The organism is Streptomyces cupreus (assembly GCF_014257025.1).
Taxonomy (GTDB): Bacteria; Actinomycetota; Actinomycetes; order Streptomycetales; family Streptomycetaceae; genus Streptomyces; species Streptomyces cupreus.
In genome coordinates this window covers 70,104-86,135 of sequence record NZ_JACMSF010000041.1, presented here as the reverse complement: position 1 = coordinate 86,135, position 16,032 = coordinate 70,104, and the positions used below count along the sequence as shown (strand labels likewise).

13 protein-coding genes are annotated in these 16,032 nt (G+C 69.2%); 6 read left to right on the top strand and 7 right to left on the bottom strand.

Translation table 11 applies throughout. The features are described from left to right. Together H4N64_RS30855 and H4N64_RS30850 are read left to right on the top strand one after the other, a co-directional pair. Positions 1–1,552, top strand: a 1,552-nt coding sequence (locus H4N64_RS30855; RefSeq protein ID WP_260860072.1) for a GltB/FmdC/FwdC-like GXGXG domain-containing protein, incomplete at its 5' end; no start/stop codon positions are given. Continuing rightward, positions 1,545–3,008, top strand: a complete 1,464-nt coding sequence (locus tag H4N64_RS30850; RefSeq protein ID WP_186285720.1) for a glutamate synthase subunit beta — start codon at positions 1,545–1,547, stop codon at positions 3,006–3,008. The genes H4N64_RS30855 and H4N64_RS30850, both read left to right, overlap by 8 nt. Positions 3,009–3,115: 107 nt before the next feature. On the opposite strand, the gene H4N64_RS30845 is transcribed toward H4N64_RS30850, so the two are convergent. From H4N64_RS30845 to H4N64_RS30835, 3 genes are all read right to left on the bottom strand, one after another. Further along, entirely contained in the window at positions 3,116–3,769 is a 654-nt protein-coding gene (locus H4N64_RS30845) for a 3-keto-alpha-glucoside-1,2-lyase-like domain-containing protein (protein ID WP_186285719.1), read from the bottom strand. A gap of 17 nt (positions 3,770–3,786) precedes the next feature. After that, complete coding sequence (gene wecB, locus H4N64_RS30840) at positions 3,787–4,929, bottom strand: non-hydrolyzing UDP-N-acetylglucosamine 2-epimerase (protein ID WP_186285718.1); 1,143 nt, start codon at positions 4,927–4,929, stop codon at positions 3,787–3,789. An 81-nt stretch (positions 4,930–5,010) separates the two neighbouring features. Beyond that, the gene (locus H4N64_RS30835) at positions 5,011–6,255 is read right to left on the bottom strand and encodes a glycosyltransferase family 2 protein (RefSeq protein WP_186285717.1); all 1,245 of its coding nucleotides are present in this window, start codon (positions 6,253–6,255) and stop codon (positions 5,011–5,013) included. Between the two features lie 510 nt (positions 6,256–6,765). On the opposite strand from H4N64_RS30835, the gene H4N64_RS30830 reads away from it, so the two are divergent. After that, positions 6,766–8,574: a polysaccharide deacetylase family protein gene (locus tag H4N64_RS30830; RefSeq protein ID WP_260860071.1), complete on the top strand. Its 1,809-nt coding sequence runs from the start codon at positions 6,766–6,768 to the stop codon at positions 8,572–8,574. A gap of 7 nt (positions 8,575–8,581) precedes the next feature. Next, positions 8,582–9,586, top strand: coding sequence for a glycoside hydrolase family 113 (locus H4N64_RS30825; RefSeq protein WP_336246838.1), 1,005 nt, complete (start codon positions 8,582–8,584; stop codon positions 9,584–9,586). Here the strand turns inward: H4N64_RS30825 and H4N64_RS30820 are convergent. Together H4N64_RS30820 and H4N64_RS30815 are read right to left on the bottom strand one after the other, a co-directional pair. Beyond that, positions 9,583–10,488, bottom strand: a complete 906-nt coding sequence (locus tag H4N64_RS30820; RefSeq protein ID WP_186285715.1) for a chitosanase — start codon at positions 10,486–10,488, stop codon at positions 9,583–9,585. The two genes, H4N64_RS30825 and H4N64_RS30820, sit on opposite strands and share 4 nt — an antisense overlap. Beyond that, positions 10,485–11,396: a rhomboid family intramembrane serine protease gene (locus H4N64_RS30815; protein WP_186285714.1), complete on the bottom strand. Its 912-nt coding sequence runs from the start codon at positions 11,394–11,396 to the stop codon at positions 10,485–10,487. Before H4N64_RS30815 ends, H4N64_RS30820 begins: the two co-directional genes overlap by 4 nt. A 145-nt stretch (positions 11,397–11,541) precedes the next feature. Here H4N64_RS30815 and H4N64_RS30810 point away from each other — a divergent pair, with 145 nt between their 5' ends. Further along, on the top strand, positions 11,542–12,270 hold the full coding sequence (locus H4N64_RS30810; RefSeq protein WP_186285713.1) for a vWA domain-containing protein: 729 nt from the start codon (positions 11,542–11,544) through the stop codon (positions 12,268–12,270). 75 nt (positions 12,271–12,345) lie between these two features. After that, entirely contained in the window at positions 12,346–13,983 is a 1,638-nt protein-coding gene (qcrB, locus tag H4N64_RS30805) for a cytochrome bc1 complex cytochrome b subunit (protein WP_186285712.1), read from the top strand. On the opposite strand, the gene H4N64_RS30800 is transcribed toward qcrB, so the two are convergent. Continuing rightward, complete coding sequence (locus H4N64_RS30800) at positions 13,958–14,893, bottom strand: acyl-CoA dehydrogenase family protein (RefSeq protein ID WP_186285711.1); 936 nt, start codon at positions 14,891–14,893, stop codon at positions 13,958–13,960. The two genes, qcrB and H4N64_RS30800, sit on opposite strands and share 26 nt — an antisense overlap. Further along, on the bottom strand, positions 14,893–16,032 hold the full coding sequence (locus H4N64_RS30795; protein WP_186285710.1) for an acyl-CoA dehydrogenase family protein: 1,140 nt from the start codon (positions 16,030–16,032) through the stop codon (positions 14,893–14,895). Before H4N64_RS30795 ends, H4N64_RS30800 begins: the two co-directional genes overlap by 1 nt.

The following is a 16,032-nucleotide window of genomic DNA, read 5'->3' as shown; positions in this document are numbered from 1 at the left end:
CCAGCTGATCCACGACCTGAAGAACGCGAACCCGCAGGCGCGGATTCACGTGAAGCTGGTCTCCGAGGTCGGCGTCGGCACGGTCGCCGCGGGTGTCTCCAAGGCGCACGCGGACGTGGTCCTGATCTCCGGTCACGACGGTGGCACGGGTGCCTCCCCGCTGACCTCCCTGAAGCACGCCGGTGGTCCCTGGGAGCTCGGCCTCGCCGAGACCCAGCAGACCCTGCTGCTCAACGGCCTGCGCGACCGCATCGTCGTGCAGACCGACGGCCAGCTGAAGACCGGCCGTGACGTCGTCATCGCCGCGCTGCTCGGCGCCGAGGAGTTCGGTTTCGCGACCGCGCCGCTCGTCGTCTCCGGCTGCGTCATGATGCGCGTCTGCCACCTGGACACCTGCCCGGTCGGCATCGCCACGCAGAACCCGACGCTGCGGGACCGGTTCTCCGGCAAGGCCGAGTACGTCGTGAACTTCTTCCGGTTCATCGCCGAAGAGGTCCGCGAGCTCCTCGCCGAGCTGGGCTTCCGCTCCATCGAGGAGGCCGTCGGCCACGCCGAGGCGCTCGACGTGACCCGCGCCGTGAACCACTGGAAGGCGCAGGGCCTGGACCTGGCCCCGCTGTTCCACGTGCCCGAGCTGCCCGAGGGCGCCGTCCGCCACCAGCTGATCGCCCAGGACCACGGCCTGGAGAAGGCGCTCGACAACGAGCTGATCAAGCTCGCCGCCGACGCCCTCGCCGCGGACTCCGCGACCGACGCCCAGCCGGTGCGCGCCCAGGTCAAGGTCCGCAACATCAACCGCACGGTCGGCACCATGCTCGGCCACGAGGTGACGAAGAAGTTCGGTGGCGCGGGCCTGCCCGACGACACCATCGACATCACCTTCACCGGCTCCGCCGGCCAGTCCTTCGGCGCCTTCCTCCCGCGCGGTGTCACGCTGCGCCTGGAGGGCGACGCCAACGACTACGTCGGCAAGGGCCTCTCCGGCGGCCGTGTGATCGTGCGCCCGGACCGCGGCGCCGACCACCTCGCCGAGTACTCGACGATCGCGGGCAACACCATCGCGTACGGCGCGACCGGCGGCGAGCTGTTCCTGCGCGGTCGTACCGGTGAGCGGTTCTGCGTCCGCAACTCCGGCGCGACCGTCGTCTCCGAGGGCGTGGGCGACCACGGCTGCGAGTACATGACCGGCGGTCACGCGGTGGTGCTCGGTGAGACGGGCCGTAACTTCGCGGCCGGTATGTCGGGCGGTGTCGCCTACGTCATCGACCTCGACCGCGACAACGTCAACGTCGGCAACCTCGACGCGATCGAGGCCCTGTCGGACGACGACCGGAAGTGGCTGCACGACGTGGTGCGCCGGCACGCCGAGGAGACCGGCTCGACGGTCGCCGAGAAGCTGCTCGCCGACTGGGACGCGTCCGTGGAGCGCTTCAGCAAGATCATCCCCAGCACGTACAAGGCAGTGCTCGCCGCCAAGGACGCCGCCGAGCGAGCCGGTCTCTCCGAGACCGAGATCACCGAGAAGATGATGGAGGCGGCGACCAATGGCTGATCCCAAGGGCTTTCTCAACCACGGGCGCGAGGTCGCCAAGTCCCGTCCCGTCGACGTCCGGCTGAAGGACTGGAACGAGGTCTACGTCCCCGGCTCCCTGCTGCCGATCATCAGCAAGCAGGCCAGCCGCTGCATGGACTGCGGCATCCCGTTCTGCCACAACGGCTGTCCGCTCGGGAACCTGATCCCGGAGTGGAACGACTACGCCTACCGCGAGGACTGGTCGGCCGCGCAGGAGCGGCTGCACGCGACCAACAACTTCCCGGAGTTCACCGGTCGCCTCTGCCCGGCGCCCTGTGAGTCGGCGTGTGTGCTCGGCATCAACCAGCCGGCCGTCACCATCAAGAACGTCGAGGTCTCGATCATCGACAAGGCGTGGGAGACCGGTGACGTCGCCCCGCAGGCGCCCGAGCGGCTGTCCGGCAAGACCGTCGCGGTCATCGGCTCGGGCCCGGCCGGCCTGGCCGCCGCCCAGCAGCTCACGCGGGCCGGTCACACGGTCGCCGTCTACGAGCGCGCGGACCGCATCGGAGGCCTTCTCCGGTACGGCATCCCCGAGTTCAAGATGGAGAAGCGGCACATCAACCGCCGTATCGAGCAGATGCGCGCGGAGGGCACCCGGTTCCGTACCGGCATCGAGATCGGCCGCGACCTCAAGGCGACCGACCTGAAGAAGCGGTACGACGCCGTCGTCATCGCCGCCGGTGCCACCACCGCCCGTGATCTCCCCGTCCCCGGGCGGGAGTTGAAGGGCATCCACCAGGCCATGGAGTACCTGCCGCTGGCCAACAAGGTCCAGGAGGGCGACTACGTCACCTCCCCGATCTCGGCCGAGGGCAAGCACGTCGTCGTCATCGGCGGTGGCGACACCGGCGCCGACTGCGTGGGCACCGCCCACCGTCAGGGCGCGGCCTCGGTGACGCAGCTGGAGATCATGCCCCGCCCTAACGACGAGCGGAACACCGTCTCCCAGCCGTGGCCGACCTTCCCGATGCTCTACAAGGTCACCTCCGCGCACGAGGAGGGCGGCGAGCGGGTCTACTCCGTCTCGACGACCCACTTCGAGGGCGACGAGGACGGCAACGTCCAGTGGCTGCACCTGACCGAGGTGGAGTTCATCGACGGCAAGCTGACCCCGAAGCCAGGCACCGAGCGGAAGATCCCCGCCCAGCTGGTCACCCTCGCCATGGGCTTCACCGGCACCGACCGGGAGAACGGCCTGGTCGAGCAGTTCGGCCTGGACCTCGACGAGCGCGGCAACATCGCCCGCGACGCCGACTTCCAGACCAATGTGCCGGGCGTGTTCGTCGCCGGTGACGCGGGCCGCGGTCAGTCGCTGATCGTGTGGGCCATCGCGGAGGGCCGCTCGGCCGCCCGCGGCACCGACCGCTTCCTGACCGGCGCCAGCGACCTGCCGGCCCCGATCCGCCCGACCGACCGGTCCCTGATGGTCTGACGGTTCCCCGAGGACCGCTCAAGAGACGTCCCGTACAAAGGCGTACGGAACACTGATGGCGCCTGCCCCTTGTCCCCGACCGGACGATTGGGCAGGCGCCGTCGCCTTTACCGGGCTTCCAACCCCTCGAACCTCACGGTGGCGTCCTCGGTGTACGCCCCCACCTTCCCTTCCAGGTAAGGGCGTTCGGCGTCGGTGTACTTCACCAGCGGCTCCCCCTCCACCGTGACGTTGACCGAGGCGCCGCGCTGTTCCACCCGCACGTCGTACCAGTCGCCCACGGCGTACCTCTCGTGCCCGGTGGCCAGGAACCGCTGTCCGCCCGGGTACGCCGGGTCACGCTTGCCGAGCTCCCAGCCGTTGGGCTTCAGGGCGACGTAGTAGAAGTGCTCCGGATCGGTGTACGCCCACACCAGCCACGGCACCTCCCAGGGATTCGGGTCGGGTTCGCGCAGTTGCTCCACCGTCCGCATCCGGGCCTCGAAGCGCACGTCGGTGTACGACGCCGTACTCACCACGAGTCCCGCATGCGTGGTCCCCGGATCCTCCGCGGGCATCGGCGACAGCGTCAGCGAGTCGTCGTCGCCCGAGTTGGTGCCATGGCCGTTGAACACCGAGAGCCAACGGCCGTGCGTGGAACCGTCGGCCCAGGGTGTCGGCGTCGGTGACGGCCCGTCAGACCCGCACTGGCTCAAGGTGATGGCCAGCACCCCGGCGAGCGCCACCGCCAACAGGACGCCACGCAGGAGGGAGCGAGTCATGCCGTCGAGTATGGCCCTCAGACCGTCGCGTCGACAGGAACATCCGCGGCGAAGTCCTCGGCCAGTTGGGCCAGTACACGGTCCGCGGCCCGTCCGTCGCCGAACGGATTGCCCGCGCCCGCCATCCGCCGGTACAGCGCCGGATCGTCGAGAAGTTCCGTCGCGGACTCCACGATGACCTCCGGATCCGTGCCGATCAGCCGGGCCGCGCCCACCTCCACCGCCTCCGGGCGCTCGGTGGTGGTCCGCAGCACCAGCGCCGGCTTGCCCAGGCTCGGAGCCTCCTCCTGGATGCCGCCGGAGTCGGTGAGGACCAGATCGCACTCGGCGAGTGTCGCCGCGAAGTCCAGATAGTCGAGCGGTTCGACCAGCGAGATGCCGTCGTGGCCGTCGAGTTCGGGCAGCAGCACCTCCCGCACGGCCGGGCTCTTGTGCAGCGGCAGCACGATCTCCACGTCCCCCCGCCCGGCGAGCCGCCGCAGCGCCCGGCCCATGCCGCGCATCCGCTCGCCCTGGTTCTCCCGCCGGTGCAGGGTGACCAGGATCCGCCGGGCCGGAGTGCGGAACGCGGAGCTGCCGCTGCCCTCGGCCAGCACCCACAGCAGGTTGTCGATGACGGTGTTGCCGGTGACGAAGACCTGCTCCTTCGGCGTCCCCTCGTCGGTGAGATGCCTGGCGGCGCGCGGGGTCGGGGCGAAGTGCCAGCGGGCCATACGGCCGATCAGAATGCGGTTGAGCTCCTCCGGGAACGGGTTGTCCAGCACGCCCGTGCGCAGCCCTGCCTCGACATGGGCGACCGGGATCTTCTCGTAGAAGGCGGCCAGGGCGCCGGCCAGCGCGGTCGTGGTGTCCCCCTGCACCATGACGAGGTCCGGACGCTCCAACCGCATCACCTCACCGAGCTCGGCGACCAGACGGGCGGTGAGGTCGGACAACTGCTGGCGGCTGCGCATCACGTCGAGCGCGATCCGGCTGGTGATGCCGAGCAGACCGAGCATCTGGTGGAGCATCTCGCGGTGCTGGCCGGTGGTGACGACAACGGGTTCGAACCGGGTGCCGGCGGCCATGGAGCGGGCCACCGGCGCCAGTTTGATCGCTTCGGGCCGGGTGCCGAGCACCAGCATGGCGCGTACGGGCATCACGGATGGAGGTATGGACATGGCAAGCCCCCCTTGGGCGCGCGCGGTCGTAGGGCCGCGCGTAAAGGGTGAGAGATGAGAGATGGCGGAGGGTCGAAGACGTCAGGTGCGCGCGGTCTTCAGCCAGGTCCGCTTGCCGGTGAGCATCCGCCAGAAGCCCCACCAGCCGGCGGCGAACCAGATGTAGCCGTAGAAGACGAAGACATGCGCCAGCAGCACCGAACGCACCAGGCCGAGGTCCCGCTCACGCCTGGCGTACACGAAGCCGTAGGCGTAGGCGGCCGTGAACGAGAGCAGATACGGGCCGAGCAGCCACATGGGCGACACGAGCGGCTGTCCCTCCTGGATCGAGGCCACGGTGGTGGCGCCCAGGGCGACGAGGAAGGACAACGGGAGCAGCGAGGTGAGCAGGATCAACACCGGGCTGGACAGGTGGTAGAGGAGATCCAGCGCCGGCCTGGTCGGCACGTCCCGCAGGATGAGCGGTACGAGCCCCGCCGACTGGAGGTGTCCCTGGAACCAGCGCGACCGCTGCCGGATCAGCCGACGCAGACTGAGCACGGCCTGCTGGGAGACGGAGGCGGTGGTGCAGTGCTGGTTGGTCCAGCCCTTGGCGATCAGCCGGACGCCGAGGTCCAGATCCTCGGTGAGGCTGTCGCTCCACGGGCCGTCCCCGCCCAGGGTGTTCAGCGCGGACAGCCGCATGAACTGTCCGTTGCCGCCCATGCCCACGCTGCCGATGAAGCGGCGCGCGCTCTGGAAGACATCGCCGTAGACGACGAACTCCATGTCCTGCATACGGGCGAGCAGCCCCTGCCCGCGGTTGTACATCCGGACGCAGACCTGAACCGCGCCCGTACGGGGGTCGTCGAAGTAGGGGTCCACCGACTGCACGACATGCGGGTCGAGGCGGCCGTCGGCGTCCACCACGCACAGGACGATGTCCTCGGGATCGTGGCCGACGAGGAGTCCGGACTCCCGGAGGTGGCGCACTCCGTCATTGAGCGCTGCGCCTTTGCCCCGGCGTGCGTTCGGCAGTGTGCGCCGGTGTACCCGGACCCGGTCGGGGTCGGCGGCCAGCGCGATCTCGGAGGTGCGGTCGTCGGAGCCGTCGTCGATGACCAGCGCCATGAAATTCCCGGCGGGCAGAGAGATGATACGCGCCAGGCTTTCGGAAAGCACTCGCTCCTCGTTCAGACAGGCGAGCAGGAATACATAGAACCGTTCTCTCCGGTCTGTTCGGACGCGCCGAATTCTGCGTCGGGAGAGAAGGAAAAGACTTGTGTTGTAACAGCCGGCCAGCACGATCAGACTGACACTGGCCCACAGCAGCAGCTCGATGATCATGGTTGCTCCCGGGCGCTGACCCGCGCTTTCCTTGATTGTCTGCGCAGTCGCGTCCGGGCCCCGAGTATGAGACAGGCGGTCAAGCAGTAGAGCAGGAATCCGGCGCCTGCCGTGGCCTGCAGAGTCCTGGCCAAGGGCAGCCCGGGTATTGCTTCCGGCGCGGCCATGGCCCCTGCCAGGGGCAGGAGTGCCCCCAGGGCGGGTCGTCCGTACATTTTCCCCCCACATTTCACAGCGCGTCCCCAACGCGCGAAGGTGAACGTAGCAGACCCCCGGGCCGCCTCAGAAGAGCATCAGGAAAAAGGACAGGTTCGATCTTCTGATGGGGTCAACCTGTCCTACAGGAATTCACCCTTCGGCCCATTGACACCCTTCTTGATCGCCGAGAACAATCGGTGGCTTCTTGCCGGAAAAACTCTTTGCCAAAAGCTTGGCAAAGTGGGGGGAATGATCGTGAGACCACTCAACCGGCCTCGGAGAAGGGGATTTTCGAGGCTTTCCCTGGTCCTGTTGCTCGTCGCCGCACTGTTCAGCGGAACCTTCCTGGCCGCCGGAGCCAACGCGGCCGGCAACCCGGACCCGCACCACGGCGAATCGAACGGAACCCGCTCTGGACTCAACCGGGTCGACCTGACGGCCTGGGCGAAGGCCCAGCTCAAGGCCGATAAGGCGCGCCACGACCGAGCTCGCGCCAAGACCACCACAGCCGCCGTCACCTCGGCGAGCACGACCGCGTCCGCACTCGCCTCCGCCGTGAGCCGCCAGGCGGAGCTGATCTCCCCGGCCGAGGTCGGCCCCGCCGCCGAACCGACCACCCTCGTCCTCTACGACACCGCGGGGCCCTACGGGCACCTCGGCGAGCTGTACGCCATGGCCACGGCCAACCTGGCCGGGCACTTCGGGACCGTCACGACCAGGCCGGTCTCGCAGTACACCGCGGGCCTGATCGAGTCGTACACGGCCACGATCTACATCGGGTCGACCTACTACTGCTGCGACGTCCCGGACGCGGTTCCGGCCGCCTTCTACCAGGACGCGCTGACCACGACCAAGCCCGTGACCTGGATGGGCGCCAACATCTGGAACATGGCGGGTGCCGTGGGTGTCACCCAGTTCTCGCAGAAGTACGGCTGGGACCCCACGACGTCGTACTACGAGGACGGCGGCTCCATCGGCACCGTCACACAGGTGACGTACAAGGGCCAGACGCTCACCCGGAAGATCCCGGCCGGGCAGGACGGCGGGGTGCTGCGCCCCAACGTCCTGACAGGCGCCGGATATCCGCAGGTCACCCGGCTCGCCGAGGGCCTCGACAGCTCCAACGGGCACACCTTCGGCTGGGCGATCCGCTCGTCCAACCTCACCTACATCGGTGAGATCCCCTTCGCCTACGTCTCCGAGAGCGACCGGGTCATCGTCTTCGAGGACCTGCTCTTCGACGCCCTCGCGCCGGCCACCGCCGAGCGGCACCGGGCGGTCGTACGGCTTGAGGACATCAGCCCCAACTCCGAACCGGCAGAACTGCGGGCCATCGCGGACTACTTGTACGCGCAGCAGATCCCGTACGGCATCAATGTGATCCCCGTCTACACGGATCCGAACGGCACCTACAACAACGGTGTCCCGGAGACGGTCAAGCTGACCGACCGGCCCCAGCTGGTCAACGCGCTGAAGTACATGCTGGCCAGGGGCGCGGTGCTGATGAACCACGGCTACACCCATCAGTACGGCACCGTCGCCAACCCCTACAACGGCGTCAGCGGCGACGACTTCGAGTTCTACCGGGCGCACGTGGACTCCGCGAACAGCGTGATCTACGACGGCCCGGTGGCCGAGGACTCCGCCGCCTGGGCGCAGGGACGGGTCGACAGCGCGCTCGCCGAGTTCGCGGCGGCGGGGCTGCCGAGGCCGACGCTGTGGACGACCCCGCACTACGCCGGTTCGGCCACCGACTACCAGGTCTTCAGCTCGAACTTCTCGGCCCGGCTCGAACGGTCGCTTTATTTCGCCGGAACCCTCAGCGGGGTCTCGTCGGATCCGAACCGATTCATCGGGCAGTTCTTCCCGTATGTGGTGCGTGATGTGTACGGGACGAAGGTGATTCCCGAAAACATCGGGAATTACGAGCCGGAGGCATACAACAATCATCCGCCACGCCTGCCGGCCGATCTGATCGCCTCGGCCAAGGCCAATCTCGCGGTACGGGACGGCTTCGCCAGCTTCTTCTACCACCCGTACTTCCCGGTCCAGCCGTTGCAGGAGACGGTGGAGGGCATCAAGGCCCTGGGCTACACCTTCGTCAGCCCCGCGAGCCTGTGAGGAGGCAGTGAGGGGGAGGACCGCCGCCGTGCTGGCGGCGGTCCTCCTCGCCGTGGGCGGCTGTCAGCCGGAGCGCGAGGAGGCGCCCGTGATCCGGGGCATCACCCTGCCCTCGTGGTACCGCACCGACTACGACAGCCCCGCAGCCGACCGCTATCTGCGGGACATCAGGGCCACCGGAGCGCGCTGGGTCACCTTCACCCCGACCTGGTACCAGAAGCGCCGGGGCGACTCGGTGATGCGGCCCACCGAGGAGACGGCGAGCGACGCGGGCCTGCGCAGGATCGTGCGGCGGGCGCACGCACACGGCCTGAAGGTGATGATCAAACCCCATGTCGACCTGCCGGGCGACGGCGACCGCGCCGAGATCCGCCCCCGCGACCGCGCCGTCTGGTTCACCTCGTACCGGCACTTCATCACCCACTACGCCGACCTCGCCGCGGCGACCGACGCCGAGCAGTTCGCCGTGGGCACCGAACTCGCCGGGGTCTCCGGCGACCGCGCCGCCTGGACGGAGGTGATCGAGGCCGTCCGCGACCACTACGACGGCACCCTCACCTACGCCGCCAACTACGACGAGTACCGGCGGATCGGCTTCTGGCGCGAACTCGACCTGATCGGCATCGACGCGTACTGGCCGCTGTCGGACCGCCCGACCCAGTCCGGTGAACGGCTCCGCAAGGCATGGAAGCCGATCAGCGAACGGCTCGCCGCCTACTCCCGCGAGCAGGACCGCCGCATCCTGTTCACCGAGGCGGGTTACGTCAGCCAGCGCGGGACGACGACAGCCCCGTACGACTGGACGGTCAGCACCCGCCCCGGCGACGCCGAACAGGCGGCGGCCTACCGGGCGTTGCTGGACACCTTCACCGGCCGCCGCTGGTGGGCCGGCGTCTGCTGGTGGATGTGGGACGACTGGCCCGACAGCGGGGAGACACCGGCGAAGCTGGCGTACACCCCGCACGGGAAGCCGGCGGAGAAGGTGCTGAGAGAGAAGTGGGGTGCTTCTTAGGACACCTGGTACGGCTCCCCGTACATCCGCCAACGCAGCGGCGTGCTCAGCGAGAGGTTGCCGTTGTACAGCCACTCCCGCTGAGCCGTGTCCACCCGGCTGGTGTCGGCGGTCGACTTCTTCCGCTGCATCGCCTGCTTGCGGATGTCCAGGAAGATGTCGAGGTACGCCTTCTCCGAGCCGCCACGGGACGGCAGCTCCGCCTCGTGCAGGGCGCGTTCACGCAGGCCGTAGAAGCCGTTCGGGCTCGGGTCGGGGCCGTGCAGGACCATCGCGTCGTAGTAGACGAACTGTCCCAGCGTGCCCAGGCCGTCGAGCTTGGCGAGCCGGACCGCGGGGTTGAAGTAGACGCGGTCGCGCTCCTCGTCCTGGGCCGCGCGGAACGCCGGCTTCTTCGACTCCGCCTTCCAGGCCGCCGTGAAGCCGGGGTCCAGGCCCTCGTGCGAGTCCGTGCCGTCCACCTCGCGCAGGGCGGGCAGATAGCGGGCCAGGCCGTTGTCCGGGTGGGCCTTCGTGTACCGCTCGACCAGGGCGAGCAGATCGTGGGTGCCGGTGCAGAAGCCGATGATGCCGGCCGTGTAGCCGCAACCGTCGTGGTTGTCCTCGACGCTGCCGTAGCCCAGGCGCCAGTTCAGGCTGGAGAACTCGGCCGTGGCCGTGATCTGGAGGGCGAGCTCCTTCTTCGCGGGGTCGGCGAGACCCGGCGGGAGGCTCGCGATCATCTTCTCGTCCTCGGCGCGTTCCGTCTCGGCCCGCTCCTTGGCCTCCTCGCGGGCCAGCTGGGCGGCCGAGACGGGCGGCTTGGCCGGACTCTCCGCGGAGTCGGTGGGCATCAGGAAGTACACCGCCGCCGTGATGGCGACGGGCACGGCCGCGAAGGCCAGGATTCCGGTACGTCTCACTTCAGTCCTCCGACCTTCACCACGGCCGCCAGCACCAGCACCGCCAGCACCGCCACGCAGGCCACCGCCTGGATCAGCACCCGGCGCGGCCCCCGGGGCACATAGGCGTACGCCAGCGCCACCACCCCGCCGGTCAGCAGCCCGCCGAGGTGGCCCTGCCAGGAGGTCAGGCCCGCGGAGACCAGCAGCCAGAGCAGCAGGAAGGCCATGAACTGGTTGACGCCCCGCATGTCGGCGCCGATCCGCCGGGCGACCGCGTAATAGGCGGCACCCAGGCCGAAGATCGCGCCGGACGCACCCAGCGTGGGGGACGCGGGGTCGTCCAGCAGCAGCACGAGGACCGATCCGCCGAGAGCCGAGAGCAGATACAGCGTCAGATAGCGGGTGCGCCCGAGCATTCCCTCCACGGCCCGGCCCAGCATCCACAGCGAGAACATGTTCACCACGATGTGCAGCGGCCCGAACATGCCCCCGGTCGGCTCCTGGTGCAGAAACGCGCTGGTGATCAGCCGCTCCCACTCTCCGGCCACCAGACCCTCGGCCTCGAAACCGGCCGGGAGGGGCGACTGGTACAGGTAGTGGGCGCCGTCCGGGCCCACCATCCCCGCCGCGACCATCGAGAACCGCTCCACGATCTCCGGACGCACCAGCTCCGCCAGATACGCCAGCGCATTCAGCGATATCAGGACATACGTCACCACCGGCGTCCCCGATATCCGGCCGCCGACGATCGTGCGCGCCTGCCGCACCGACTTCGCGCCCTCCCGTACGCACTCGACGCACTGGTGGCCGACGGCCGCCTCGCGCATGCAGTCGGGGCAGATGAACCGCTCGCAGCGGGTGCAGCGGACGTACGACTCCACCGCGGGATGGCGGTAGCAAGTCGTGACGGTGGACTCGGGTTCCATGCCGGCTCCTCGAAAGGCTGGGACGGTCGGTGAGCCGGTGGGGACGGCGGCGATCAAAATAACGAACAGCTGTGGATGCCGGGAGAGGCGGGTCAAGTGTGACGTAATCTCGGCTGCCGGTGGGTCGAGTCAAGGGGGGAGCCGCATGGCGGCGATCAGTCTCAGCAAGGTGGAGGAGACCGCGCCCGCGCTGGTCAGCCTGTACAAGAGCGCCGGGGTGTCACTCACCAAGCACGGTCTGGACGGGCTGCGGGCCGCGGTCTACCTGGTCGTCGACTACTCCGGTTCCATGAAGCCGTACTACAAGGACGGCAGTGTGCAGGCGCTCGCCGACCGGGTGCTCGGGCTCTCCGCGCATCTCGACGACGACGGCCGGGTGCCGGTGGTGTTCTTCTCCACGGACGTAGACGCCGAGACCGATATCGCCCTCGCCGACCATCAGGGGCGGATCGAGCGGATCGTGGCCGGGCTCGGGCACATGGGCAAGACCAGCTACCACCTCGCCATGGACGCCGTGATCGACCACTACCTCGACAGCGGCTCCCGGGAACCCGCCCTCGTGGTCTTCCAGACCGACGGCGGCCCGATCAACAAGCTCGCCGCGGAACGCTATCTGTGCAAGGCGGCCAGGCTGCCGCTGTTCTGGCAGTTCATCGGCTTCGGGGACCCCTCCAGCAAGCAGTTCGACTATCTGCGCAAGCTGGACGAGCTGTCGGTGCCGGGCAAGCGGGTGATCGACAACGCCGGCTTCTTCCACGCCGGGCAGGACCCGCGCAAGGTGTCCGACGCCGAGTTGTACGACCGCCTGGTGAGCGAGTTCCCCAAGTGGCTGGTGGCGGCGAGGGCGCAGGGGATCATCCCGCCACGCGCCTGAACGCTGCTCGCCCCGTTGGCTCAGCCGTACGGCCGTGCCACCCTGAGGTTGATCCGACGGGGAGGGCGACGACGTATGGACGGCGCACGATCGGACAACCGGACGGCCCGCAGGGGCGCGGCCGGCAAGGGCGAGAAGGTTGCCGACTGGGCCGACGGGCGGCTCGGGATCTACTCGCTCGGCAAGGGGATGCGGAAGGTCTTTCCGGACCACTGGTCCTTCATGCTGGGCGAGGTCTGTCTCTACAGCTTCATCGTGCTGATCCTGACCGGCATCTACCTCACGCTGTTCTTCGAGCCGAGCGGCGTCGAGGTCGTCTACCACGGCTCGTACGAGCCGCTCAACGGCGTGATGATGACCCGGGCGTTCGAGTCCACGCTGGACATCAGCTTCGATGTGCGCGGCGGTCTGCTGATCCGGCAGATGCACCACTGGGCCGCGCTGGTCTTCGTCACCGGCATGCTCGTGCACATGATGCGGGTGTTCTTCACCGGCGCCTACCGCAAGCCCCGGGAGCTCAACTGGGTGTTCGGCTGGACCCTGTTGATGCTCGGCATCATCACAGGCCTGACCGGCTACTCGCTCCCCGACGACCTGCTCTCCGGCACCGGTATCCGGTTCGCGCAGGGCGCCATCCTGTCGGTGCCGATCGTCGGGACGTATCTGTCCTTCTTCCTGTTCGGCGGGGAGTTCCCCGGGCACGACATCATCTCGCGGCTCTTCCCGATCCATGTGCTGCTGCTGCCCGGGATCATGCTGGGCCTGGTGGTCGCCCATGTGATCCTGGTCTGGTACCACAAGCACACGCAGTTCCCGGGTCCGGGACGCGATCAGCGCACGGTCACCGGCATGCCGCTGCTGCCGGTGTACATGGCCAAGGCGGGCGGCTTCTTCTTCCTGGTCTTCGGGGCGCTCGCGATCATGGGCGGGCTCGCCCAGATCAACCCCGTGTGGGCCTTCGGCCCCTACCGCCCCGACCTGGTCACCACCGGCGCCCAACCGGACTGGTACCTCGGCTTCTCCGAGGGCCTGATCCGGGTGATGCCGGGATGGGAGATCAACGCCTGGGGCCACACCCTGGTGCTGGGCGTGTTCATCCCCTTCTCGCTCTTCCCGCTGATCCTGCTGGCCCTCGGTGTCTATCCCTTCATCGAGGCGTGGATCACCGGCGACAAACGCGACCACCACATCCTGGACCGGCCGCGCAACGTACCCGTGCGCACCGGCCTCGGCGTGGCCTGGCTGACCCTGTACGTGGTGCTGCTGATCGGCGGCGGCAACGACATCGTGGCCACGCATCTGCATCTGTCCATCAACGCCATCACCTGGTTCGTCCGGATCTCCGTCTTCGTCGCGCCCGTCCTCGCCTTCATCGTCACCCAACGGATCTGTCTCGGCCTCCAGCGCCGGGACCGGGACAAGGTGCTGCACGGCAGGGAGACCGGCACCGTCAAACGACTCCCGCACGGCGAGTACGTCGAGGTCCACGAACCGCTCTCGCAGGCGCAGTTGCACACCCTGACCGCGCACGAGCAGCACCCGCCGTACGAGATCGGGCCGCTGGTCGACGCGAACGGGGTGCGCAGGCCGGTGAAGCCCTCGCAGCGGGTGCGGGCGAGGCTTGCGCGGGCCATGTTCGGGCCCGGGACACACATCCCGAAGCCGACGGCCGAGGAGTACCGAGAGGTCACCAGCGGCGACCACCACCACTGAGGACCACGGCCCGGCACTCCTCCGGACTGCCCCAGGCGGTGCGCAGGGCGCGGGCCTTGGTCAGCCAGAGCGACAGATCGCACTCCGCCGTGTAGCCGATCGCGCCGTGCAACTGGAGGGCGGTGCGGGCGGTGGCGTATGCCGCCTCGCAGGCCGCGGTCTTGGCGGCGGCCATGTCCGCGGGCGTGAGGGTGAGGGCGGCGCCGAGGACCAGGGGGCGGGCGAACTCCAGGGCGATCTTCGCGTCGGCCAGGCGGTGCTTGACGGCCTGGAACGAGCCTATGGGGGCGCCGAATTGGGTCCGCCGTTTGACGTGGGTGACGGTCTTGTCCAGGAGGGTCAGTCCTACGCCGAGGGCCTGGGCGGCGGTGGTGAGACGGGCGAGGGCGAGGGCCTGTCCGGTGGGCGGGGCGGGCGTGAGGAGTTCGCCTGCTTCCAGGGCGGTGAGACGGCGGGCGGGGTCGATCGACGGGCGTACCGGGCCGTGTCCGGGGGAGCGGAACAGGCCGTCGGGGGTCAGCGCGAGGCGGATGTCGGCCACGTCTGCGTCCAGGGCGTACGGGCCGCCGTAGGACACCGTCGCCATGGCCTCTCCGGAGACGAGCCGCTTGGGCTCAGCGAGCAGGACGGCCGCCGTGACGGTCTCGACGAGTGGACCGGGGACGGCATACCGACCCAACTCCACGAAGGCGAGGGCGAGTTCCACAGGACGGAGTCCGAGGCCGTCGCACTCCTCCGGTACGGCGAGTCCGAACACCCCGGCCTCGGCGATACGGCCCCACAGCGCGCGCCCGCGCGTGTGCCGGCCCCGGCTCCAGTCCCGTACGACCGTCGGCGTGTCCGCGGAGCCCAGCATGGCGTCCAGGGAGGAGACGAACGCGCGCTGTTCGACGTCGGGCAGGAAGCGCATCAGCGGCGTCCCTTCGGCAGGCCCAGCAGCCGCTCGGCGATGATGTCCCGCTGTATCTCGTTCGTCCCGGCGTAGATCGGGCCCGCGAGGGCGAAGACATAGCGCTCGGCCCAGTCCGTGTCCGCCGACTCGCCGTCCTCGCCGAGGAGATCGAGCGCCGTCTCGTGCAGCGCGATGTCGTACTCCGACCAGAAGACCTTGTTCAGGCTGGACTCGGGGCCGATCCGCTCGCCGTCGAGGAAGCGGGAGGCGGCGGCGTAGGTGAAGAGCTGGTAGGCGCGGGCGCCGATGAGGGCGTCGGCGACGCGGGCCTTCGTGCCCTCGGGGCTGCCCTTTTCCGCCCACAGCCGACGCAGCCGCTCCGCCGATGCCAGGAACCGGCCCGGCGAACGCAGCATCAGCCCCCGCTCGTTCCCCGCCGTGGACATCGCGATCCGCCAGCCATGCCCCGGCTCGCCGATCACGTCCTCGTCCGGCACGAACACCTCGTCCAGGAACAGCTCGGCGAAGGCGGGTTTTCCGTCCAGTCGGCGGATCGGGCGGACCGTGACACCGGGTGCGCGCAGGTCGAACATCAGGTAGGTCAGCCCCTGATGGGGCTTCGCCGGGTCGGGGTCGCTGCGGAACAGGCCGAACGCGCGGTCCGCGAAGGCCGCCCGGGACGACCAGGTCTTCTGCCCCGACAGCAGCCAGCCGCCGTCCGTGCGCGTCGCCCTCGACCTCAGGGACGCCAGATCCGAGCCGGCCTCCGGCTCCGACCAGGCCTGGGCCCACACCACCTCGCCGGAGGCCATCGGCGGCAGCACCCGCGCCCGCTGCTCAGCCGTACCGAAGTCGAACAGGGTCGGCGCGAGCAGGTTGACGCCGTTCTGGCCGACCCTGCCCGGCGCGCCCGCCGCGTGGTACTCCTCCTCGAACAGCAGCCAGTCGACGAGCGAGGCGCCCCGGCCGCCGTACTCCGTCGGCCAGTTGACCACCGACCAGCGGTCCGCGGCCAGTTCGGCCTCCCACGCGCGATGCGCCGCGAAGCCCTCCTCGGTCTCCAGGGACGGCAGCGGCTCGGCCGGCACATGCGCGCGCAGCCAGGCCCGGGCCTGGTCGCGCAGGGCCGTCTCCTCCGCGGTGAACGTGAGATCCAT